Raw genomic sequence first — 21,925 nt, 5'->3', positions numbered from 1 at the left:
CATGGCATTGGTTAAACAGGAAGTACAATTGGGCGCGCTGCTTGCGCCTTGGTTAACAGCGAATAATGTACCGACTGAATACGGACAATTGCTGTTAACGTCGATGACATTGGATAGCCGCCAAGTAACTGCAGGCTGTTTATTTGCGGCGGTGAAAGGTCACATTGTTGATGGACGTCGTTTTATAACAAATGCCATTGCTGCAGGTGCGAGTGCAATTGTTGCAGAAGCTGAAAGTATCGCCACTGATGGTGATATTCAGTTTCAGAATGGCATTATCATTATCTATCTGCACGATTTAGGGCATAAGTTATCTGCTATTGCAGGGCGCTTTTATGCTGAGCCTGATAGTCAGCTTAAATTGTATGCAGTAACGGGCACCAATGGTAAAACGACTATTAGCCAGTTATTAGCACAGTGGGCAGATCTGATTGGTTATCGTGCTGGAGTGATGGGTACTACCGGTAACGGCTTATTAGCTGATCTGCAGCCAGCGCTAAATACCACTGGTAGTGCGATTGAAATTCAACAAACCTTGGCAGAATTAGTGGCTCAAGGGGCCAATTTTGCTGCGATGGAAGTTTCCTCTCATGGCTTAGTACAAGGTCGTGTGAGTGCGTTGCATTTTGTGGCGAGCATTTTTACTAACCTTAGTCGTGATCATCTTGATTATCATGGCGATATGGCGCATTACGCGGCTGCGAAAAAAAGCTTATTCACCGTCCACGACAGTGGCATTGCAGTAATAAATGCCGATGATAGTGTGGGTCAACAGTGGTTAGCTGATTTACCCCAAGCGGTTGCAGTTGCGCTCAATCCTGCGGCTGTGGCTACGCACTCAGGACCAAAATTGGCAGCGACAGCGGTTGATTTTAGTACTCAAGGGGTGACGATCTGCTTTGAATCAAGCTGGGGTAACGGTAAATTCACCGCGCCGTTAGTCGGTTCATTTAATGCGACTAATTTATTATTAGCATTAGCAACATTACTTGCCACAGGCCATGACATGGCTGCATTGTTGGCGGTAGCACCACAGCTGCAAGCCGTGATAGGGCGAATGGAAGTGTTTCAAGATCCAACCGCCTCAAAAGCGATGATGGTCGTTGATTATGCGCATACTCCTGATGCATTAGAAAAAGCATTGCAAGCTCTACGAGTGCATTGTGATGGTCAGTTATGGTGTTTATTTGGCTGTGGCGGTGATCGTGATAGCGGTAAACGACCAATGATGGCTGCAATTTCCGAGCAATTTGCCGATCATATTGTACTCGTTGATGATAATCCACGTAGTGAAGATCCACTGCAAATCATGCGAGATATGCAAGCGGGGTTAACCACAGCTACAGCTGCAACTGTGATTCATGATCGTGCTCAAGCCTGTGCTTATGCGCTATCGCAAGCTAACGCGAACGATATTATTTTGGTTGCTGGTAAAGGTCATGAAGACTACCAGATCCTTGCCGATCGTACGATCCACTATTCAGACCGCGAAACTGTAGCGGCATTATTTGGAGAACAGCGATGATCAAGGTTCAATTGAGTCAGTTACAAACAGTATTAGCAGCTGAATTAATCGGAGATGATACTGAGATTGCAGCGGTATCAACCGATACTCGTGCGATTGATGATGACACCCTCTTTATTGCGCTTATTGGTGAACGTTTTGATGCGCATGACTTTTGTCATAATGCGCTTGAAAACGGTGCTAAAGCATTATTGGTCAGTAAGCGTTTAGCGTTAGATATTCCACAATTAGTGGTGGCTGATACCCATCAAGCTTTGGGGCAGCTAGGCGCATGGCTAAAAGCTAAAATGGCTGCTGAACATGGCTTAAAAACCCTTGCTTTAACGGGTAGCTGTGGCAAAACCACCGTAAAAGAAATGGCGGCGGCAATTTTAGCGACCAAAGGTAAAGTACTCGCAACCGCAGGTAATTTTAATAATGATATTGGTGTGCCACTAACATTATTGCGCTTAACACCTGCCGATAAGTATGCCGTGATCGAACTGGGTGCGAATCACTTAGGTGAAATAGCCTATACCACTGCATTAGTAAAACCTGATGTGGCATTGATTAATAATCTGGCAGCGGCTCACCTTGAAGGTTTTGGTTCATTAGCTGGTGTCGCCAAAGCCAAGGGTGAAATTTTTGAAGGGCTAACCGCATCAGGACAAGCGGTGATTAATCTTGATTCTAATCGACTTGAGATGTGGCAACCGTCACTGGTAGCACATACTGTCGCGAGCTTTTCTGCTACTAGCGATAATGCCGACTACTTTGCAACTGCGATCAAAATTAACCCTCAAGGTTTAGCGTGTTTTATGATGCAAACCCCACAAGGTGCTATCGAAATCAGCTTAACGCTTGCTGGAATGCATAATGTCAGTAATGCGTTGGCTGCGGCGGCATTAACCATGGCATTAGGGGCAACGTTAACCGAGATTAAACTGGGTTTAGAAACCGTAACTAATGTCAAAGGACGATTAGCGATCACTGAACCACGCTCAGGGTTACGGTTAATTGATGATACTTATAATGCCAGTGTCGCCTCGGTGAAAGCCGCGATTGATGTGCTGTCTAGCTTTAGCGGTAAACGTTACTTTATTCTTGGTGACATGGCTGAACTGGGCGTCGAAAGCGACAGTTTACACCGTGAAGTTGGCGAATATGCGCGTGAAAAACAGTTTGATGGTGTGATGACATTTGGTCGTGCCAGCGCTGTTGTTAGCCAATTAAATAATGGTCAGCATTTTAGTGATAAAACTGCATTGATCGATGAACTTAAACAAAAATTACATCAACAACTTAGCCAACATCATACTTCACAAGTGACTGTGCTTGCCAAAGGTGCGCGTAGCTCACATATGGAAGATGTTATTATTGCATTGCAGGAAGATAAATAATGATTTACTGGTTAGCTGACCACTTTCAGTCCTCAATCCCTTTTTTCCGTCTGTTTGAATACCTGACGTTTCGCGCCATCATGAGTATTTTAACAGCGTTACTGTTCTCATTGTGGCTTGGTCCACGGATGATTGCGCGTTTACAAATGCTGCAAATTGGCCAAGTGGTACGTAATGACGGCCCTGAGTCACATTTCAGTAAGCGTGGTACGCCAACCATGGGCGGACTAATGATTCTCGCTGCAATTACGTTAACCGTATTATTGTGGTGTGATCTGAGCAACCCTTATGTTTGGGCGGTACTGGTTGTCATGCTTGGTTATGGCGCAGTGGGCTTTGTTGATGATTACCGCAAAGTTGTCCATAAAAACACCGACGGCTTAATTGCGCGTTGGAAATATTTCTGGCAGTCAGCCATCGCACTTGTGGTGGCTTTTGTGCTTTATGCTTACGGTAAAGATACTGCTGCAACCCAATTAGTAGTGCCGTTCTTTAAAGATGTGATGCCACAATTGGGTCTGGCTTATATCGTACTGACTTATTTTGTGATTGTTGGCACCAGTAACGCAGTTAACTTAACTGATGGTCTCGATGGTCTGGCAATTATGCCAACAGTGATGGTTGCTGCAGGTTTTGCCTTCATTGCTTGGGCAACGGGTAACTACAACTATGCCGAATATCTGCACATCCCTTACTTAAGCAATGCGGGTGAGTTAGTTATTTTGTGTACTGCAATTGTTGGTGCAGGTTTAGGTTTCTTATGGTTTAACACTTACCCAGCGCAAGTGTTTATGGGCGATGTAGGCTCATTAGCATTAGGTGGCGCACTGGGTACGATTGCAGTATTGGTTCGCCAAGAGTTTTTGTTGGTGATCATGGGTGGTGTATTTGTGATGGAAACTGTATCGGTAATTCTACAAGTCGGCTCGTTTAAATTACGTGGTCAACGTATTTTCCGTATGGCACCGATTCACCATCACTACGAATTAAAAGGCTGGCCAGAACCACGTGTTATTGTCCGTTTTTGGATTATCACGTTGATGCTGGTATTGATTGCATTAGCAACATTGAAGGTACGTTAACATGAATGGCTTGGTTGGTATTAATAAGGTTGTTGTGATTGGACTTGGTATGACCGGTCTATCTGTAGTTAACCATTTAGTACGATTACCGCAATCGCTGGATATTAAAGTGATTGATACTCGTGATAATCCACCAGGCCAAGACCAATTGCCCGCAGGCGTTGCTATGTGTGCTGGGCAGTGGAATTTAGCATGGTTGTTAGATGCTGATTTGATTGTGGCTAGCCCAGGTATTGCATTGGCAACGCCGGAGTTATTGTTAGCAGCACAAGCAGGGATTGAGCTTGTCGGTGATATTGAATTATTTGCGCGTGCGGTTAATAAACCCGTGGTTGCGATCACAGGATCTAACGGTAAAAGTACTGTCACCAGTTTAGTCGGTGAAATGGCTAAAGAAGCCGGTATCAATGTTGGTGTTGGTGGCAATATTGGTTTTGCGGCGCTGGATATGTTGGCGCAAGATCATGATCTTTATGTATTAGAACTTTCAAGTTTTCAGTTAGAAACCACCTCATCATTAGCTCTTGAAGCGGCGGTATATTTAAATTTATCTGAAGATCATATGGATCGCTATCCTGGCGGTTTAGGTGATTATAGTAACGCTAAAATGCGTATTTTTAATCATGCCAAATTAGCTGTTTATAACCGTGATGATCTGGCCACGAAACCGTTATTTAGCAGTGACATGACCAGTTTTGGTTTTGATAGTAACGATTATGGTTTAGTTAGCGTTGATGGTGCGGAATGGCTCGCTATAGCAGGTGAGCCATTAATGGCTGTGAGTGAGATTGCTTTAGTTGGGCGTCATAATGTAGCTAACTGTTTAGCGGCATTAGCGTTAGCTGACGCGATCGGCATTGATCGTCAGGCTGCTTGCCAAGCAATGCGTCGTTATACCGGCCTTGCTCATCGTTGCCAACTTGCCGTTAATCAACATGGTGTTAAATGGGTTAATGACTCTAAAGCAACCAACCTTGCTAGCACTTTGGCAGCATTAACAGGCTTACAACTGGCTGGCAAACTGCATTTATTAATGGGTGGCGATGGTAAAGGTGCTGACTTCAGTGAACTTAAACCTGTTCTGGCTGACTTAAATGTACAACTGTATTGTTTTGGGCGTGATGGTCATTTATTTAGCGAACTCGTAGAGGATGCGATAAATGTCGACACCATGAGTGAAGCAATGGATCGTGCAGCAGCAACAGTACATGCTGGCGATATGGTTTTATTATCACCGGCATGTGCCAGTTGGGATCAATTTGCCAACTTTATGGCCCGCGGTGATGCTTTTGTTGAACAAGCCATTCGGCTTCAAGATTCAGTCTCAGGAAATATGTAATGTTTAAAATGGCCCGTAACGGATTATCGGTAGTGTCTGGCTGGTTTTTAAAGCCAGCCAAACCGATTCTGTATGATCGCCAATTAGTGTGGATAGCTATAGCCTTAATGATTACCGGTTTAGTGATGGTAACCTCAGCATCCATACCTGTCGCCACTCGTCTTACTGGCATTCCTTTCTTCTTTGCACTGCGACATGCGTTTTTTCTCGCGTGTTCATTAGTGATTGCAGCGATTGTAATGCAAGTTCCATTAACCAAATGGGAAAAATATAGCGTACCGATGTTACTAACTTCGATCTTATTATTGATCGTGGTATTAGTTATTGGGCGTTCAGTTAATGGTGCGGCACGTTGGATTCCACTTGGTGTGTTTAACTTGCAGCCAGCCGAAGTTGCTAAACTGTCATTATTTGTGTTTCTAGCGGGCTATTTAGTTCGTAAAAATAAAGAAGTTAGAGGCAGTGTTACCGGTTTTCTAAAGCCTCTTGCAGTGCTGGGTATTATGGGGTTTTTATTACTCCAACAACCTGACTTAGGCTCGTTCGTGGTAATGTTCGTTGGTACTATTGGCATGCTGTTTCTTGCTGGTGCACGTTTATGGCAATTCTTAGTCATGATAGGTGTGGCATTGGGGGGGATTACGATGTTGATCGTATTTGAGCCCTATCGTCTGCGACGAGTAACCTCATTCTTAAATCCATGGCAAGATCCATACGGTAGTGGCTATCAGTTAACCCAGTCACTAATGGCATTTGGTCGTGGTGATTGGTTTGGGCAAGGTTTAGGTAACTCGATTCAAAAGCTGGCTTACCTTCCTGAAGCACATACTGACTTTGTGTTTGCGGTGTTAGCCGAAGAATTAGGTTTGATTGGGGTTATCGTGGTATTAACGCTGTTATTTGCGTTAGTGTTTAAAGCGATCATAATTGGCCGTAAATGTCTTGAAGATGGCTTGCTTTTTGGTGGTTATCTGGCAACTGGATTTGGTATTTGGTTTGCATTCCAAACCTTAGTTAACGTTGGCGCAGCTGCCGGTATCGTACCGACTAAAGGCTTAACGCTACCGTTGATCAGTTATGGTGGTTCGAGCCTATTTATTATGGCCGCCGCGGTGGCAATTTTGATTCGGATTGATTTTGAACAACGGGTTGCCGCTAAATTCTCATCAGAGCAACCAGCTGATGTTGATGATGAAGCATTAGATAATATGGAAGTAGCGGTTGAGCAAGGATCTTTAGGTTTACAGAGCCTAGCAACTGCTGAACATTCACAACTAGAACAAGATAAAAAGCATTCTAATGACAAAGAATAAACGTTTATTGGTGATGGCTGGTGGTACTGGTGGTCACGTATTCCCTGGACTTGCAGTTGCACGTCAATTACAGCAACAAGGTTGGGAAATTCGCTGGTTAGGCACTGCGGATCGAATGGAAGCGGAATTAGTACCCAAGCATGGTATTGATATTGATTTTATTAAAGTCAAAGGCCTACGTGGTAGCGGAATTGTAGCGTTACTTGGCGCGCCATTTAAAATTCTCAAAGCGATTTTTCAAGCTCGTAAATACATGCAAGCATGGCAGCCTGATGTGGTGCTAGGTATGGGGGGGTATGTCAGTGGTCCCGGTGGTGTAGCTGCTTGGTCACTTGGTATTCCGGTGGTTCTGCATGAACAAAATGCCGTTGCGGGTTTAACCAATCAATGGCTTGCTAAAATCGCTACCAAAGTATTACAAGCATTTCCAGGTGCGTTTAAGAATAAGCAAGTAGTGGGTAATCCTGTTCGTCAAGATGTAACTTTATTGGCTGATCCTAAGCAACGTTTTGCTGAACGTAGTGGTCCGATTCGCGTGTTAGTGATGGGTGGCAGTCAAGGTGCGCGTATTTTAAATCAGACCATGCCTGAAGTTGCGGCGCTGTTAGGTGATAACGTCACGATTTGGCACCAAGCGGGTAAAGGCAATCAGCAATCGACTGAACAAGCCTACGCTAAAGATACCCATACATCGCACAAAGTTACTGAGTTTATTGATGATGTTGCTGCCGCGTATGGCTGGGCTGATTTAGTTGTTTGTCGCTCTGGTGCATTGACGGTATCAGAGTTATCAGCGGCAGGGGTGGGAGCGATCTTTATTCCCTTTATGCACAAAGATCGACAACAAGCACTAAATGCCGAGCACTTAGTGGCGTGTGGCGCAGCAAAAATGATTGAGCAACCGCAATTAACCGTTGATGGTTTAGCGCAACAAATTAATTTATTAAATCGTATTGCGCTTGAGCACATGGCTTGTGCCGCGCGTAATGCCGCTATCATTGACGCAGACCAACGGGTTGCTGATGTGATCAAATCACTAGCAAAGAATTAAACAGGAACAAAAGTGATGAGTAAACTGGATAACCAGCAATTAGCAAAGATTCGAACTATGGTGCCCGAGATGCGCCGAGTCGAACGGATCCACTTTGTTGGTATTGGTGGTGCTGGCATGAGTGGCATCGCAGAAGTATTAGTTAATGAAGGTTATCGCATTAGTGGGTCGGATATTGCGCCTAATGCGGTTACGAATCGTTTGACTGCCAAAGGGGCTGAGATCTTTTTTGGTCATGCGGCTGAAAATGTTGAAGGCGCAAGTGTGGTGGTAGCATCAACCGCTATCAGCAAGCAAAATCCAGAACTATTAGCAGCAACAGAGTTACGTATTCCTGTAGTACGTCGTGCTGAAATGTTGGCTGAGTTAATGCGTTACCGTCATGGTATTGCAATTGCGGGAACGCATGGAAAAACCACCACCACAGCGTTAGCGACGCAAATTTATTCTGAAGCTGGGCTTGATCCAACATTTGTTAATGGTGGCTTAGTTAAAAGCGCAGGTACTAATGCCCGTCTAGGTTGTAGCCGTTATTTAATTGCTGAAGCTGATGAAAGCGATGCTTCTTTCTTACACTTACAGCCAATGGTGTGTGTAGTCACTAACATTGAAGCTGACCATATGGATACTTATGGTGGTGATTTTGAAGTGTTAAAGCAGACCTTCATTGATTTCATCCATAACCTACCATTTTATGGTTTAGCGGTGATGTGTATTGATGATCCTGTGGTACGTGAATTATTACCACGCGTCGGGCGTCCAATGCTGACTTACGGTTTTGCTGAAGATGCTGATGTACGATTAGTAAATTACACCCAAACTGGTCAGCAAGGTCACTTTACCGTATTACGTAATGATAAGCCGGCATTGAATATTACTCTTAATATTCCAGGTAAACACAATGCCCTTAATGCAACAGCGGCGATTGCGGTTGCGACAGAAGAAGGTGTTAGTGATGATGCCATCATGCGTGCTTTGATTGAGTTTGAAGGTACAGGTCGTCGTTTTGATCATCTTGGTGAGTTTGAGACCGGCAATGGTAACGTGATGCTGGTTGATGATTACGGTCATCATCCAAGTGAAGTTGATGTAACGATTCAGGCGGCACGCGCTGGTTGGCCAGATAAACGCTTAGTAATGATATTCCAACCCCATCGTTATAGCCGTACTCGCGATTTATATGATGATTTTGCCAATGTACTTGAGCAAGTCGACGTACTGGTGATGTTAGATGTTTATGCTGCTGGTGAAACACCGATTGCAGGTGCGGACGGGCGTTCACTATGTCGTACAATTCGCTCTCGTGCCAAAATAGATCCTGTCTTTGTGCCACAAGCAGAAAATTTGCCTGCAATATTAGCCAATATTATTCAAAATGATGATTTGGTTTTGACACAAGGTGCCGGTGATGTTGGCAAAATAGCTCGCCAGTTAGCAGAGTTGCAGTTAAATGTCGTCGCTATGCGCAATGATACCTAGAGGGTATTAAGTGTTGCTGATGGTATCGTAAATACTGATCACTGGCTGTAAATTGGATATTCCATCGCCAGTGATTGCTATTTTTTGCGATTTCTCGACAAATAGATAAATTTATTGTCAGGTTATGCTCGGAAAACGCCTAATGAGTGTTGGAGTGGGTCGAGTTGCTCGGTATAATCGTTTAACTTTGCTCGTTATACCTGACTGAGCGCACCATCGTAAAATACCTTTATGGAATGGTTTGGCTTAAATGGTAAGGTAAATAGACACGCGATGACTGAAGAAGTCGTAAATAAAGAGCATACATCATCCTCTCCTCGAGGTTTAAAACGGTGGGGAGGATTGGCATTTTTTCTCTTTGTCATTGGTTTTACGGTTTGGCTTGTCAGTGCTACCAAAGACTGGATGACGGATGCAAACCGATTACCCTTGTCAAACTTAGTGATTCAGGGGCAGTTACATTATCTGACTCAAGATGATGTTAGACAGTCAATATTACATTTAAACCATCTGGGTACTTTTATGACCCAAGATGTAAATAGTATTCAAGCATCGGTAGAGACATTACCGTGGGTTGCTCAAGCTGCTGTACGTAAACAATGGCCGAATACTATCAAAGTCTTTTTGGTTGAAAACCAACCTGTCGCCGAATGGAATGGTACTTATTTAGTTAATCGTTCTGGTAAAGTTTTTAAGGCGCCAGCATTACAAGTGGCAGGATTAGGGTTAACCAATCTTATTGGTCCTAAAGGTAGTAGCCAAGAGGTTTTAGCTGGATTGCGTGAAATGCGTCCAGTGCTGAAAAAAGCGGGTTTTGGAATTGCATCATTAGCCTTTAATGAACGTGGTTCTTGGCGCGTGATATTAAAAAACGGAATTATACTTGAATTAGGGCATGAAGCTCGAATGCAACGTATACAACGTTTTATCGAGATTTATCCTGAGCTATTGAAGCAGGATAAGCCGATTAATTATGTAGATTTGCGTTATGATACTGGCGCTGCTGTGGGTTGGAAAACAAAACCGGAGTATGAAAAACATGCGCCGGCTAAAAAATAAGAGCGTGCACTGATGACTAAGGCTGCAGATAAAAAACTCATAGTTGGTCTTGATATCGGCACTTCCAAAGTTTGCGCTTTGGTAGGGGAAGTCCTTCCCGATGGCAATGTTAATGTTATCGGTGTAGGTAGCAGCCCGTCACGCGGAATGGATAAAGGTGGGGTTAATGACCTTGAGTCAGTAGTAAAGTCGGTTCAGCGTGCTGTTGATCAGGCTGAACTTATGGCTGACTGCCAAATTGGTTCCGTGTGTTTGTCGCTATCAGGTAAACATATTAGTTGCCAAACAGAAAAAGGCATGGTGCCGATTTCTGATAAAGAAGTAACTCAAGATGACGTCGATAATGTTATTCATACGGCGAAATCGGTAAAAATAAGCGATGAGCAACGTACGTTGCATGTGATTCCACAAGAATTTGCGATTGATTACCAAGAAGGGATTAAAAACCCTGTTGGTTTATCTGGTGTTCGTATGGAAGCAAGTGTTCACTTGATCACTTGCCATAACGACATGGCGCGCAACATCGTTAAAGCAGTAGAGCGTTGTGGCTTGAGCGTTGATCATCTGATTTATTCAGGATTAGCAGCAAGTCAGGCTGTACTGACCCCAGATGAGCGAGAGCTCGGCGTATGCGTGGTCGATATTGGCGGCGGTACAATGGATCTTGCTATTTGGTCTGGTGGTGCATTACGTCATGCGGAAGTGATTCCTTATGCAGGTAATGTAGTTACTAGTGATATTGCTTATGCGTTTGGTACACCGCCGGGTGACGCTGAAGATATTAAAGTGAAATACGGTTGTGCACTGAGTGAGTTGGTGAGCAAAGATGCTAAAGTGGACGTACCTAGTGTAGGTGGTCGTCCATCGCGGAGCTTGCAAAGTCAAACACTGGCAGAAGTGATCGAGCCTCGATATAGTGAATTGCTAGGGTTAGTAAATCAAAAATTACTAACCGTACAAGATCAATTGCGAGAGGCTGGTGTTAAACACCACCTAGCAGCGGGCATCGTCCTTACCGGGGGCGCTGCACAAATGGAAGGTTTAACTGAATGTGCTGAGCGGGTTTTCCGCAATCAAGTACGTATAGGTCAGCCTCTTGAGCTGAGTGGATTGACTGACTATGTTCAGGCTCCACCTTATGCTACCGCAGTAGGATTACTGCACTACGGAAAGGATAGTCAATCATTTGATGAAAATGCTCTTGAGCCGAAACGCTCGGTAACAGGAATATTTTCACGAATCAGTGGTTGGTTCGAAAAGAATTTTTAAACCTGATGCGAACAGGATAACGGAGAGAACAAATGTTTGAACCGATGATGGAAATGTCTGATGAAGCTGTAATTAAGGTCATTGGCGTTGGCGGCGGCGGCGGTAATGCTGTCGATCACATGGTACGTGAGTCTATTGAAGGCGTGCAGTTCATTAGTGTTAACACTGATGCACAAGCTCTTCGTAAAACAAGCGTAAGTACTGTTATTCAAATCGGTGGTGATATCACTAAAGGTTTGGGTGCGGGTGCTAACCCACAAGTGGGTCGTGATTCAGCGTTAGAAGATCGTGAAGCAATCAAGAAAGAGCTTGAAGGCTCTGACATGATCTTCATTGCAGCGGGCATGGGTGGTGGTACCGGTACTGGTGCTGCGCCAATCATTGCTGAAGTGGCTAAAGAACTTGGTATTCTTACTGTTGCTGTTGTAACTAAACCATTTAGCTTCGAAGGTAAGAAGCGTATGGCATTTGCAGAGCAAGGTATTGATGAGCTTTCTAAGCATGTTGATTCATTAATCACTATTCCTAACGAAAAGCTACTTAAAGTACTTGGCCGTGGTATCACATTACTTGATGCCTTTGCGAAAGCAAACGACGTACTTAAGAATGCAGTTCAAGGTATTGCCGAGCTAATTACTCGCCCAGGCATGATCAACGTCGACTTTGCGGACGTACGTACCGTAATGTCGGAAATGGGTCATGCAATGATGGGTAGTGGTGTTGCTGCTGGTGACGACCGTGCTGAAGAAGCTGCTGAAATGGCAATTTCTAGCCCATTACTAGAAGATATTGATCTAGCGGGCGCACGTGGTGTACTTGTTAACATCACTGCAGGTATGGATATGCGTCTAGACGAGTTTGAAACTGTGGGTAACACAGTTAAAGCATTCGCGTCTGATAACGCAACAGTGGTTATTGGTACTTCACTTGACCCTGATATGACTGATGAGCTACGTGTAACCGTAGTAGCAACAGGTATTGGTAAAGAGTGCAAGCCAGATATCACACTAGTAACGTCATCTAAGCCAGCGCCAGTTGTTGCACAGGAACAACCTGCTGCAGTCGCTGAAGAGAAGCCTGTTGAAACTCAACAAGCTAAATCTCAAGGTGCTGATCATGACTACCTAGATATTCCAGCATTCTTGCGTAAGCAAGCGGACTAAAATAGTCATCATATTGATTGTGGTACTAATTTTAGTTAAGCGAGCAGTGCATCTTTTGTTTCACCACAAAAGGTGCATTGTTTCACCGCAGTGAATTATTTTGGATATTTTTTGGGTTATGGTATGATAAGTGTTCAATTCGCCAAGTCGGCGTTGCGAATAGTTTCTATTCACCTAATTAGTTTGCAAACAAAAGTTTGTTTAACCGTTGAGATATAAAGCAGATGATCAGACAACGTACACTTAAAAGCATTGTGCAGACGACTGGTGTGGGCCTCCACTCTGGACGTAAAGTGACGCTTATTCTGCGTCCTGCTGCCGCAAATACTGGCGTGATTTATCGCCGTACTGACCTTAATCCACCTGTGGATTTTCCTGCTAATGCAGACTCAGTACGCGATACCATGTTATGTACTGCCCTTGTGAATGAACAAGGAGTGCGCATTTCAACTGTTGAGCACTTGAATGCTGCACTAGCCGGTATGGGTATCGATAACGTAATTATCGAAGTTGATGCGCCTGAAATTCCAATTATGGATGGTAGCGCAAGCCCATTTATTTACCTGCTTCAATCAGCAGGTATTGATACGTTAAATACGCCGAAGCGTTTTTTACGTATTAAAAAGCCTGTTCGCATTGAAGATGGCGACAAGTGGGCGGAACTCGTGCCTTTTAACGGTTTCCGTCTCGATTTTGCTATCGACTTTAACCACCCTGCGATTGATTCAGATCAGCAGCGTCTAGTGTTAGATTTTTCAAGCCAGTCTTTTGTTAAAAAGATTAGCCGTGCGCGTACTTTCGGTTTCATGCGTGATATCGAATACCTTCAGTCGCAAAACTTGTGTCTTGGTGGTAGCTTTGATAACGCGATCGTATTGGACGACTACCGTATCCTGAACGATGATGGTTTGCGTTTTGACAATGAGCTTGTTACTCACAAAGTATTGGATGCTATTGGCGACCTTTACATGTGTGGTCATAATATCATTGGTGAGATGCGTGCTTATAAATCAGGTCATGCGCTTAACAACCAACTACTGCGTGCAGTATTGGCTGACCAAGAAGCTTATGAGTGGTCAACCTTTGAAGATGAGCGTGAAGTGCCAGTCACTTTTGCGCAACCGGGTATGGTATTGGCGTAAATCACGCAATAGCCTTGTATTAAAAAACGCCGAGCATTTATGTTCGGCGTTTTTGTATTTGTTGGTTGTGATTAGCTGGTTTTCTTTTTAGCCAACTTTGCTAACCGTTCAAGACACGCTTTAACTTTATCCGGTGCATTGGCTGCGGTGGCTAATAGGTGTTGGGCGGCAACATCGCTGATCGGTTTTTGAATAATATCAGGAATTTTATCTTGCTTACGAATCGCAACTGCCGCCAGTGCTGGGTTTACCTTGACTTCAATATCACGCAATTTAGGCAATAATTTCTCGCGTAATTTGATCATTAATTGGTAGCGTTCATAATTGAGTCGCATCGACCATGCCGCTGAGGCGGTTTCAATGATCAGTACCCCTTGACGATAATTACTAACACGACAGTGCTCGGCACAATTTAAATGCGCTTTGACGGCGCTATCGAGTTGGCTTAATGCAGCTGCACGTTGTTGAATCGACGATAGACCATCACTGTCGAGCAGATGAGCTGGGGTTTGTGGACGATGATCTCTCATGATTTTAGTTCCTGAATATTCAACAGAATAAAAATGTTACTTTTGCGGATATGATTCTAATTTTTTATAGATAAACGCCGTTGCTGTGGCTTTTATCATAGGCGATGACATTAATATGACTTATCATATCAGACATATAGGTTAATATATGTTGAGTGATATGTCTGCCACGCGTCAGTGACCATGGTATTTTTTGTGCTGCAATGGCAATAAAGACGATGAGTTTAGCATTGAGTAAGGTGCTTTTTGTTAGGATAATAATGTTAGCCCTTGAAAAGCGATGAGCACGACACAATATCAGTACTACATGTTTCAGGATTAACCTCTTAGTCACCGTTGTGACGATTCCAGTGGGATAAGGATGGCTTAGGTCCCCCAAGGAATGAAACCCGAATTAAGCGATTCAGCAATAGAAACGCTGATATAACAAAGAGAAAACGGCATCACCATGTTATCAAAACTACTCACTAAAGTTATCGGTAGCCGTAACGACCGCACTCTGCGTCGTATGCGCAAAATTGTTGATCAAATCAATAAGCTAGAACCTCAGTTTGAAAGCCTACAAGATCATGAGCTGCAAGCAAAAACAGCTGAATTTCGAGAGCGTTTAGATCAAGGCGAAACGCTGGATCAACTACTACCAGAAGCCTTCGCGACTGTTCGTGAAGCATCAAAACGTGTTTATGGCATGCGTCACTTTGACGTGCAGCTACTTGGCGGTATGGTTTTAAACGACTGTAAAATTGCTGAGATGCGTACCGGTGAGGGTAAAACTCTTACAGCAACATTGCCTTCATACCTTAATGCTTTGACCGGTAAAGGTGTTCACATTGTTACCGTGAACGACTACCTTGCAGCGCGTGATGCCGAAACAAACCGTGAGTTATTTGAATTCCTCGGTATGACCGTGGGTGTTAACGTACCTAATATGTCACCGCCAGCGAAGAAAGAAGCTTATGCGGCAGATATTCTTTACGGTACTAATAACGAATTTGGTTTTGACTACCTGCGTGACAATATGGCGTTCCGCCCTGAAGATCGCGTTCAGCGTGAGCGTTTCTTTGCGGTAGTCGATGAAGTTGACTCAATTTTAATCGATGAAGCGCGTACACCGCTAATTATCTCTGGCCCGGCCGAAGATAGTTCAGAAATGTACATCAAAGTGAACAAGCTTATTCCATTATTGGTGCGTCAAGATAAAGAAGACAGCGCTGATTACCGTGGTGAAGGTCACTACACCGTTGATGAAAAGTCTAAGCAAGCGCACTTTACTGAAACAGGTCAAGAATTCATTGAAGAGTTGTTGATCAAAAATGACATTATGGCTGAGAACGATACTCTTTATTCTCCGGCTAATATCAGTTTATTACACCACGTTAATGCCGGTTTACGTGCTCACGTGTTGTTTGAAAAAGACGTCGATTATATCGTGCAAGATGATGAAGTTATCATTGTCGATGAGCACACTGGCCGTACTATGCCTGGTCGTCGTTGGTCTGAAGGTCTTCACCAAGCTGTTGAAGCGAAAGAAGGCGTTAAGATTCAAAATGAAAACCAAACCTTGGCCTCAATTACCTTCCAGAACTACTTCCGTTTATACGAGAAGTTATCAGGTATGACTGGTACAGCTGATACCGAAGCGTTTGAATTCCAATCTATTTATAACCTTGATACGGTAGTACTACCAACTAACCGTCCAATGGCGCGTATCGATAACGGCGATTTAGTCTACATGACTGAAGCGGAGAAATTCGCAGCGATCAGTGAAGATATTACCGAACGTGTTAAGAACGGTCAGCCATGTCTTGTGGGTACGGTATCGATTGAAAAATCAGAGATGCTATCAAATGCACTTAAAAAAGCCGGTATCAAGCACAACGTACTAAACGCTAAGTTCCACGAAAAAGAAGCTGATATTATCGCCGAAGCGGGTGCGCCAGGTGCGGTAACTATCGCAACCAACATGGCCGGTCGTGGTACCGATATTATGTTGGGCGGTTCATGGAAAACGGATGTTGAAAAACTGACTAATCCAACCGAAGAGCAAATTGCTAAAATTCGTGCCGATTGGCAAATTAAACACGATGCGGTGCTAGCATCGGGTGGTTTGCACATTCTTGGTACTGAGCGTCATGAATCTCGTCGTATCGATAACCAGCTACGTGGTCGTGCTGGTCGTCAAGGTGATGCTGGTTCTTCACGCTTCTATCTTTCAATGGAAGATGGCCTAATGCGTATCTTCGCCTCTGATCGTGTTTCTGGCATGATGAAGAAGCTGGGTATGGAAGAAGGCGAAGCGATTGAACACCCATGGGTATCAAAAGCTATCGAAAACGCACAACGTAAAGTTGAAGGGCGTAACTTTGATATTCGTAAGCAATTACTTGAGTTTGATGATGTTGCCAACGACCAACGTCAGGTAGTGTATGAACTACGTGATGAGCTAATGAATGCTAACGATATCAGTGAAATGATTGAGCACAACCGTGAAGACGTGTTGAACGCAATTATTGATAACTATATTCCACAGCAATCATTAGAAGAAATGTGGGATATCGAAGGCTTACAAACGCGTCTAAAAGAAGACTTTGACTTAGAACTACCGATTCAACATTGGTTAGATACTGAAGATAAGCTTTACGAAGAAGCGTTACGTGAACGTATTATTGAAAAAGCATTTGAGCTTTACCGTGAAAAAGAAGCGGTTGTTGGTGCAGAAGTACTACGCAACTTTGAAAAAACGGTCATGCTTCAAAACCTTGATACGTTATGGAAAGAACACCTAGCAGCGATGGATCACCTTCGTCAAGGTATTCACCTACGTGGTTATGCTCAGAAGAACCCTAAGCAAGAGTACAAGCGCGAGTCGTTTGAACTGTTTGAAGAGATGTTAGATAACTTAAAGAGTGATGTGGTATCGATCCTAAGTAAGGTTCGCGTACAGCAGCAGGAAGAAGTTGATCGTATGGAAGAAGATCGTCGTCAAATGGCAGAAATGCTAGCACGTCGTCAACAGTTCCAACATCAGGATGCTGACAACCAAATTGTCGATGAATCATCTCAAACAGAAGACGATAGCCATCAAGGGACGTTTGAGCGTGAAGAGCGTAAGATCGGCCGTAATGAGCCTTGTCCATGTGGTTCAGGTAAGAAATATAAACAGTGTCACGGTAAGATCGACTAAGATCGCCGTTAAGCTGTAATAAAAAAGGTCGCTCTGAGCGACCTTTTTTTATTCCCCATACACCTCAACTATCTTGGCTAATACCGCCGCATTTGCTTTTGGAAATGGATACTGTTCAAGATCGTTAATCGCAACCCATAATCCTGCTTGACCTTCATTGCCGCGAGCTTCACCGCTGAATTTGGTGACAGCAAAGAAATCAAACTTTAGCGCTTTATCGGAGTAATCATGATCAAGGCTAATCAACGGCGCTAATGCCGTGACGGTAATACCTACTTCTTCGCTTAACTCACGTATTAGTGCTTGTTCAGCGGTTTCATTGGCTTCGACTTTACCGCCGGCAAATTCCCATAATCCACCTTGATGAGCATTGGCATCACGGCGAGTAATAAATATTTGATCTTGGGCTGGGTTTAAAATGATCCCGGCCGCGATCCAAAGCCGTTTTTTGAGCATAGCTGGTTGGGTCATAAGCTCGTTCCTAGATAAATCGAATACTAAAATAAAGCGATTAAAAAAGGCGAGCTAATGTGAACATTGACTCGCCCTTAATCAGTAATAGCGTGTTAAACCGATGCTGAAGAGTTAATAGTTATCTTCCGACCAACCATCGCTATCAGACATATCGGGTGCGCCCGCAATGGATTTCTCCTCATCTGCCCACTCACCAAGATCAATCAATTGGCAGCGTTTACAGCAGAAAGGACGATAAGGGCTTTGCTCGCCCCAAACCACATCAGTTTTACAAGTTGGGCATTTCACCACGGTTGGTTGAGATTGCGACATAGTCACCTCAGCAAATAGCTAATTTAAAGTCGATATTGGTTGCCACTGTCGAGCCGTCTTCATAAGGTGAAAAGCGAATAGAGAAGTGGCTACGGTGGCCTGATACCACAGGATAAACACCATAGCTTGCATCGATTTCAATTCGAAGTAAACACGATAAGCTCGCATCATTTTGGAAAAAACCATTATGTGCGACTTGTGGTTGGTATTGTGCTGATTGACGCACTAAATGCAGCCACAGGGTTAACGCTTGATCGACTTCAGCCAATTGATCAAGCCATGCTTGCAAGGTTTGCTGACGTTCATCTAGCGGTAACTGACGCCAGTAATGTAATGCCGGTAGATCAAAACTACAGGTGCCACCAGGAATAGCAAAGCGTTGGCGAATCGAGCTTAGAAAACGGTCTTCACGCAGGCTTTGACCTAGGCGTGGTGCAGCTAATAGGTTTTTCTGAGCATGACTCATGCTATCAAGTAATGATTGGATCGCAACGGGATCAACGCCATCGTAATCTAACCATGCTTTTAATTTGGTACTTTGTTTATCGAGCGCTTTTGCAAGATCGGTTTTAACCGGAATTTGCTCAATGAGTTCAAGTAGATCAAATAAAGCATTAAAGAAAATCGTATATTGCCATGGGTCGCTAAGTTCGCTGCTTTGATGTAATTGTTGTAGTAAGTGTTCAAGGCGCAGGTAAAGGCGCACCTTTTCATTCAGTGGATGTTCATAGCGATGTATTTGCATAACGGAAACCAATGGAAGCCAAAAAAAGAATAATGAATGCACGCAGAGCGTTATTTCGCAGCCTGTGCTAGGGCGAGATAATGCTGGTGTAGCTGAGCGACTTGAGTCAACAGTGCCTGATTATCACCGTTATTACAAATGATATCATCAGCAGCATCGAGGCGTTGTTGACGTGTTGCTTGCGCTGAGAGAATATTTTTTATTTGCTCTAGCGATACATTATCTCGTTGTTGGGTACGCATTATCTGTGTTTGTTGGTCAACGTCAACCACCAGTAACCGATCGGTGAGGGTTTGAAGGTTATTTTCCACCATTAATGGCACGATCAGTAGGCAGTACGGTGATGTTGCGCGATCAATATCGGCTAACATTTTGGCTCGAATCAGTGGATGTAACAGTTGATTGAGCCAGCTTTTAAGTTGTGGGTCACTAAATATTGCCGCTCTTAATTGACTGCGATCGAGATTACCGTCTGCCAGTAGTATGCTTGAACCGAATTTTTCAACAATGCGCGCTAAGCCGACACTGCCAATTGCCACTACTTCTCGAGCAATAATATCGGCATCGATCAAATCAATGCCATAGTTGCCAAATAAATTCGCCACCGTGGTTTTACCACTGCCAATACCACCTGTTAAACCGATCACTACCGCCATTAATTAAAATCCTAAATATGAACTAACATACCAATGTAAAATTGGTTGGCCCCATAGAATAGCAATCCAGCCAGCGACGGCAAGGTATGGTCCAAAAGAGAACGGTGTTTGTTGATCTTCGCCCTTGGTTCGCAGCATGATAATGCCGCAGATCGCGCCGACAAATGAAGACAGTAGTACCACAAACGGTAATAACGACCACCCAACCCAAGCGCCGATGGCCGCTAACAGTTTAAAATCACCGTAACCCATGCCGTCTTTTTTAGTTAGTAGCTTAAACGCCCAAAATACCGACCATAGTGATAAGTAACCCGCCATCGCACCAATAACAGCATCGGTTAATGACACCGGACTGATGCCGATGACAGCCAATAAAATCCCCGCCCACATTAATGGCAGCGTGATTTGATCGGGCAGCAGCATTTTGTCGATATCAATAAAGGTCAGTGCGATAAGAGCAAAACTGCAACCAACGACAGCGACAGCCCACCATGTAGGCGGTAATACTAACGCGACGGTTAAACTAATGATGGCAGTCAGTAATTCAATTGCAGGGTAGCGTTTACTGATTGGCGCATGGCACTCGCGGCATTTACCTTTTAATACTAACCAGCTAATCAGCGGAATATTTTCTAGTGCAGTAATAGCATGATTACAATGGGGGCAACGCGAACGTGGCACACTTAAATTAAACGGCGCATCGGTATCATTGGCTTGAGCATTATCCAGTTCTGGAAAGCAATCTTGGCATTCTTGACGCCATTGCCGCTCCATCATAATCGGCAGTCGATAAATGACCACATTTAGAAAACTACCAATCAATAACCCCAAAATGGTGGCAAACAGCGGATATAGCCACGGGTAATAACTCAATACAGCCATGCAGTGCTCTCTAAAAAAAGTAGTCGGTTAACCTTAGCGTGATGGTGCTTGATTGAGTTGTGATCACCCTATAACGCTCATTAGCGTAAAGATAGGCATGTACATCGCGACTAACAAACCACCGATAATGGTACCAAGAATGATAATAATAAATGGCTCGAGAATTTGACCAAGGTTATCGACAGTATTATCGACATCATCTTCATACAATTGCGCCATTTTATTGAGCATATCATCAAGTGAGCCAGATTCTTCACCTATCATCACCATTTGTAACATTAATTCTGGAAAAACATCTGCTTGGCGCAAGGCTAAGTACAATGGCATTCCCGCTGCGGTGCTGTTATAGACTTCATCAATCGCTTGTTCGATATAAAGGTTATTACTGGTTTTAGCTGCTGATTGAATGCCAGTTAATAATGGAATACCGGCATTAAAAGTGGTCGCAAGAGTACGAGCAAAGCGCGAGATGGTGGCTTTGAGTAATACATCGCCGACGATGGGCAATTTAAGGCTGAGTTTATCGGCACGATAATGAAAGCGGTAGTAATGCTTATAACAATAACGATATAGCAAGATCACAGCCACAATGCCGATACCAAGGTAAGTACCATAGTTGACTAGAAAATCAGAGGCTTTCATTACTTGGCGAGTAAACCACGGCAGTTCAGCACCAAAGCCACTAAAAATAGCCGCAAATTGCGGGATCACAAACACCAGCATTAACACTGTGACCAAAATGGCGGTGATCGATACCATTGATGGATAGATCATCGCTTTAATGATCTTTTTACGCATCGCTTCAGCTTTCTCACGGTAGACTGCAATCCGTGCAAATACTTGCCCTAAATGCCCCGTTTGCTCGCCCGTATCGACTAAATCGCAATAAAATTTATCAAACAGCGGTGAGCTTGAACGCATCGCTTTTGACAGTGATGATCCAGCTTCAACTTGAGTGGTAACTTGATTTAGCGTGGCGCGCATTTCGGCTTTATGATGACTGTTAGCCATTAAAGTTAACGCTTGTACCACGGGTACGCCTGATTCAACCATGGTTGATAACTGCCGAGTGACCATGGTGACATCTTCAGGCTTCATTTGGTTACGAAGACGGCTTAAAGTGCCGGGAGTCGTACGCTTGATCTTTTTAACATTGATCATCTGCTCGGTAAGTTGCAGCCGCACTTCTTGCTCTTGAAAGCCCATGGTGACGCCAGATACTTTACGTCCGGCTTGATTGACGCCACGCCATTGGTAGTAACGAATTTTAGTGGCAGCAACCATAATCAATTCTCTTTAGTTGGCAGGAAAAGGGAAATAAGTGTCGTTGAATATTATCAA

General features: G+C 43.9%; 19 protein-coding genes. 12 read left to right on the top strand and 7 right to left on the bottom strand.

The window, feature by feature from the left end; genetic code table 11:
- The first annotated feature begins 1 nt into the window (after position 1).
- The 11 genes from murE to lpxC all read left to right on the top strand — a co-directional run bounded on the left by murE (position 2) and on the right by lpxC (position 13,801).
- Positions 2-1,525 (top strand): UDP-N-acetylmuramoyl-L-alanyl-D-glutamate--2,6-diaminopimelate ligase, encoded by a 1,524-nt coding sequence (gene murE, locus BTN98_RS10655; RefSeq protein WP_060998293.1) that lies wholly within the window; start codon positions 2-4, stop codon positions 1,523-1,525.
- A complete protein-coding gene (murF, locus tag BTN98_RS10650) occupies positions 1,522-2,904 on the top strand; it encodes a UDP-N-acetylmuramoyl-tripeptide--D-alanyl-D-alanine ligase (protein WP_060998292.1) in 1,383 nt (460 codons plus the stop codon). Before murE ends, murF begins: the two co-directional genes overlap by 4 nt.
- A complete protein-coding gene (gene mraY / locus BTN98_RS10645) occupies positions 2,904-3,986 on the top strand; it encodes a phospho-N-acetylmuramoyl-pentapeptide-transferase (RefSeq protein ID WP_060998291.1) in 1,083 nt (360 codons plus the stop codon). Before murF ends, mraY begins: the two co-directional genes overlap by 1 nt.
- Before the next feature lies 1 nt (position 3,987).
- A complete protein-coding gene (gene murD / locus BTN98_RS10640) occupies positions 3,988-5,325 on the top strand; it encodes a UDP-N-acetylmuramoyl-L-alanine--D-glutamate ligase (protein WP_060998290.1) in 1,338 nt (445 codons plus the stop codon).
- Positions 5,325-6,638, top strand: a complete 1,314-nt coding sequence (ftsW, locus tag BTN98_RS10635) for a cell division protein FtsW (protein WP_060998289.1) — start codon at positions 5,325-5,327, stop codon at positions 6,636-6,638. Before murD ends, ftsW begins: the two co-directional genes overlap by 1 nt.
- The gene (murG, locus tag BTN98_RS10630; protein WP_060998288.1) at positions 6,625-7,689 is read left to right on the top strand and encodes an undecaprenyldiphospho-muramoylpentapeptide beta-N-acetylglucosaminyltransferase; all 1,065 of its coding nucleotides are present in this window, start codon (positions 6,625-6,627) and stop codon (positions 7,687-7,689) included. The genes ftsW and murG overlap by 14 nt, the downstream gene beginning before the upstream one ends.
- Positions 7,690-7,704: 15 nt before the next feature.
- Positions 7,705-9,168, top strand: a complete 1,464-nt coding sequence (murC, locus tag BTN98_RS10625; protein WP_060998287.1) for a UDP-N-acetylmuramate--L-alanine ligase — start codon at positions 7,705-7,707, stop codon at positions 9,166-9,168.
- Between the two features lie 273 nt (positions 9,169-9,441).
- On the top strand, positions 9,442-10,227 hold the full coding sequence (locus tag BTN98_RS10620) for a cell division protein FtsQ/DivIB (RefSeq protein WP_060998366.1): 786 nt from the start codon (positions 9,442-9,444) through the stop codon (positions 10,225-10,227).
- Between the two features lie 12 nt (positions 10,228-10,239).
- Positions 10,240-11,496 carry a cell division protein FtsA gene (ftsA, locus tag BTN98_RS10615; protein ID WP_060998286.1) on the top strand — a complete coding sequence of 419 codons (1,257 nt, stop codon included), beginning with the start codon at positions 10,240-10,242 and terminating at the stop codon, positions 11,494-11,496.
- A gap of 32 nt (positions 11,497-11,528) precedes the next feature.
- Entirely contained in the window at positions 11,529-12,659 is a 1,131-nt protein-coding gene (gene ftsZ, locus BTN98_RS10610) for a cell division protein FtsZ (protein WP_060998285.1), read from the top strand.
- A gap of 224 nt (positions 12,660-12,883) precedes the next feature.
- Positions 12,884-13,801, top strand: a complete 918-nt coding sequence (gene lpxC, locus BTN98_RS10605; protein ID WP_060998284.1) for a UDP-3-O-acyl-N-acetylglucosamine deacetylase — start codon at positions 12,884-12,886, stop codon at positions 13,799-13,801.
- A gap of 71 nt (positions 13,802-13,872) precedes the next feature.
- Here lpxC and BTN98_RS10600 read toward each other — a convergent pair whose 3' ends face one another.
- On the bottom strand, positions 13,873-14,331 hold the full coding sequence (locus BTN98_RS10600; RefSeq protein WP_060998283.1) for a DUF721 domain-containing protein: 459 nt from the start codon (positions 14,329-14,331) through the stop codon (positions 13,873-13,875).
- Between the two features lie 448 nt (positions 14,332-14,779).
- On the opposite strand from BTN98_RS10600, the gene secA reads away from it, so the two are divergent.
- Positions 14,780-17,515 (top strand): preprotein translocase subunit SecA, encoded by a 2,736-nt coding sequence (secA, locus tag BTN98_RS10595; RefSeq protein WP_060998282.1) that lies wholly within the window; start codon positions 14,780-14,782, stop codon positions 17,513-17,515.
- A gap of 48 nt (positions 17,516-17,563) precedes the next feature.
- Here secA and mutT read toward each other — a convergent pair whose 3' ends face one another.
- The 6 genes from mutT to BTN98_RS10565 form a co-directional block, all read right to left on the bottom strand.
- The gene (gene mutT, locus BTN98_RS10590; RefSeq protein ID WP_060998365.1) at positions 17,564-17,971 is read right to left on the bottom strand and encodes an 8-oxo-dGTP diphosphatase MutT; all 408 of its coding nucleotides are present in this window, start codon (positions 17,969-17,971) and stop codon (positions 17,564-17,566) included.
- Positions 17,972-18,100: 129 nt separating this feature from the next.
- A complete protein-coding gene (yacG, locus tag BTN98_RS10585; RefSeq protein WP_060998281.1) occupies positions 18,101-18,301 on the bottom strand; it encodes a DNA gyrase inhibitor YacG in 201 nt (66 codons plus the stop codon).
- 7 nt (positions 18,302-18,308) lie between these two features.
- Entirely contained in the window at positions 18,309-19,046 is a 738-nt protein-coding gene (zapD, locus tag BTN98_RS10580) for a cell division protein ZapD (protein WP_060998280.1), read from the bottom strand.
- A 50-nt stretch (positions 19,047-19,096) separates the two neighbouring features.
- The gene (gene coaE, locus BTN98_RS10575) at positions 19,097-19,702 is read right to left on the bottom strand and encodes a dephospho-CoA kinase (protein ID WP_060998279.1); all 606 of its coding nucleotides are present in this window, start codon (positions 19,700-19,702) and stop codon (positions 19,097-19,099) included.
- A gap of 3 nt (positions 19,703-19,705) precedes the next feature.
- Positions 19,706-20,584: a prepilin peptidase gene (locus BTN98_RS10570; RefSeq protein ID WP_060998278.1), complete on the bottom strand. Its 879-nt coding sequence runs from the start codon at positions 20,582-20,584 to the stop codon at positions 19,706-19,708.
- A gap of 63 nt (positions 20,585-20,647) precedes the next feature.
- Positions 20,648-21,868, bottom strand: coding sequence for a type II secretion system F family protein (locus BTN98_RS10565; protein WP_060998277.1), 1,221 nt, complete (start codon positions 21,866-21,868; stop codon positions 20,648-20,650).
- Positions 21,869-21,925: the final 57 nt, after the last annotated feature.

The sequence above is a fragment of the Photobacterium aquimaris genome (assembly GCF_002954455.1).
In the GTDB taxonomy this organism is placed as follows: Bacteria; Pseudomonadota; Gammaproteobacteria; order Enterobacterales; family Vibrionaceae; genus Photobacterium; species Photobacterium aquimaris.
Note: the sequence above shows the minus strand (reverse complement) of the source record. Positions and strands in the feature narration are given on the sequence as shown.

Bases quoted from the DNA above. Each gene is read 5' to 3' on its own strand.
- ftsZ (WP_060998285.1), top strand. From the start codon at position 11,529: ATGTTTGAACCGATGATGGAAATGTCTGATGAAGCTGTAATTAAGGTC.
- lpxC (WP_060998284.1), top strand. From the start codon at position 12,884: ATGATCAGACAACGTACACTTAAAAGCATTGTGCAGACGACTGGTGTG.
- ftsW (WP_060998289.1), top strand. From the start codon at position 5,325: ATGTTTAAAATGGCCCGTAACGGATTATCGGTAGTGTCTGGCTGGTTT.
- BTN98_RS10570 (WP_060998278.1), bottom strand. From the start codon at position 20,584: ATGGCTGTATTGAGTTATTACCCGTGGCTATATCCGCTGTTTGCCACC.
- coaE (WP_060998279.1), bottom strand. From the start codon at position 19,702: ATGGCGGTAGTGATCGGTTTAACAGGTGGTATTGGCAGTGGTAAAACC.
- murC (WP_060998287.1), top strand. From the start codon at position 7,705: ATGAGTAAACTGGATAACCAGCAATTAGCAAAGATTCGAACTATGGTG.
- murE (WP_060998293.1), top strand. From the start codon at position 2: ATGGCATTGGTTAAACAGGAAGTACAATTGGGCGCGCTGCTTGCGCCT.
- yacG (WP_060998281.1), bottom strand. From the start codon at position 18,301: ATGTCGCAATCTCAACCAACCGTGGTGAAATGCCCAACTTGTAAAACT.
- murG (WP_060998288.1), top strand. From the start codon at position 6,625: ATGACAAAGAATAAACGTTTATTGGTGATGGCTGGTGGTACTGGTGGT.
- secA (WP_060998282.1), top strand. From the start codon at position 14,780: ATGTTATCAAAACTACTCACTAAAGTTATCGGTAGCCGTAACGACCGC.
- murF (WP_060998292.1), top strand. From the start codon at position 1,522: ATGATCAAGGTTCAATTGAGTCAGTTACAAACAGTATTAGCAGCTGAA.
- mraY (WP_060998291.1), top strand. From the start codon at position 2,904: ATGATTTACTGGTTAGCTGACCACTTTCAGTCCTCAATCCCTTTTTTC.
- BTN98_RS10620 (WP_060998366.1), top strand. From the start codon at position 9,442: ATGACTGAAGAAGTCGTAAATAAAGAGCATACATCATCCTCTCCTCGA.
- ftsA (WP_060998286.1), top strand. From the start codon at position 10,240: ATGACTAAGGCTGCAGATAAAAAACTCATAGTTGGTCTTGATATCGGC.
- mutT (WP_060998365.1), bottom strand. From the start codon at position 17,971: ATGCTCAAAAAACGGCTTTGGATCGCGGCCGGGATCATTTTAAACCCA.
- murD (WP_060998290.1), top strand. From the start codon at position 3,988: ATGAATGGCTTGGTTGGTATTAATAAGGTTGTTGTGATTGGACTTGGT.
- BTN98_RS10565 (WP_060998277.1), bottom strand. From the start codon at position 21,868: ATGGTTGCTGCCACTAAAATTCGTTACTACCAATGGCGTGGCGTCAAT.
- BTN98_RS10600 (WP_060998283.1), bottom strand. From the start codon at position 14,331: ATGAGAGATCATCGTCCACAAACCCCAGCTCATCTGCTCGACAGTGAT.
- zapD (WP_060998280.1), bottom strand. From the start codon at position 19,046: ATGCAAATACATCGCTATGAACATCCACTGAATGAAAAGGTGCGCCTT.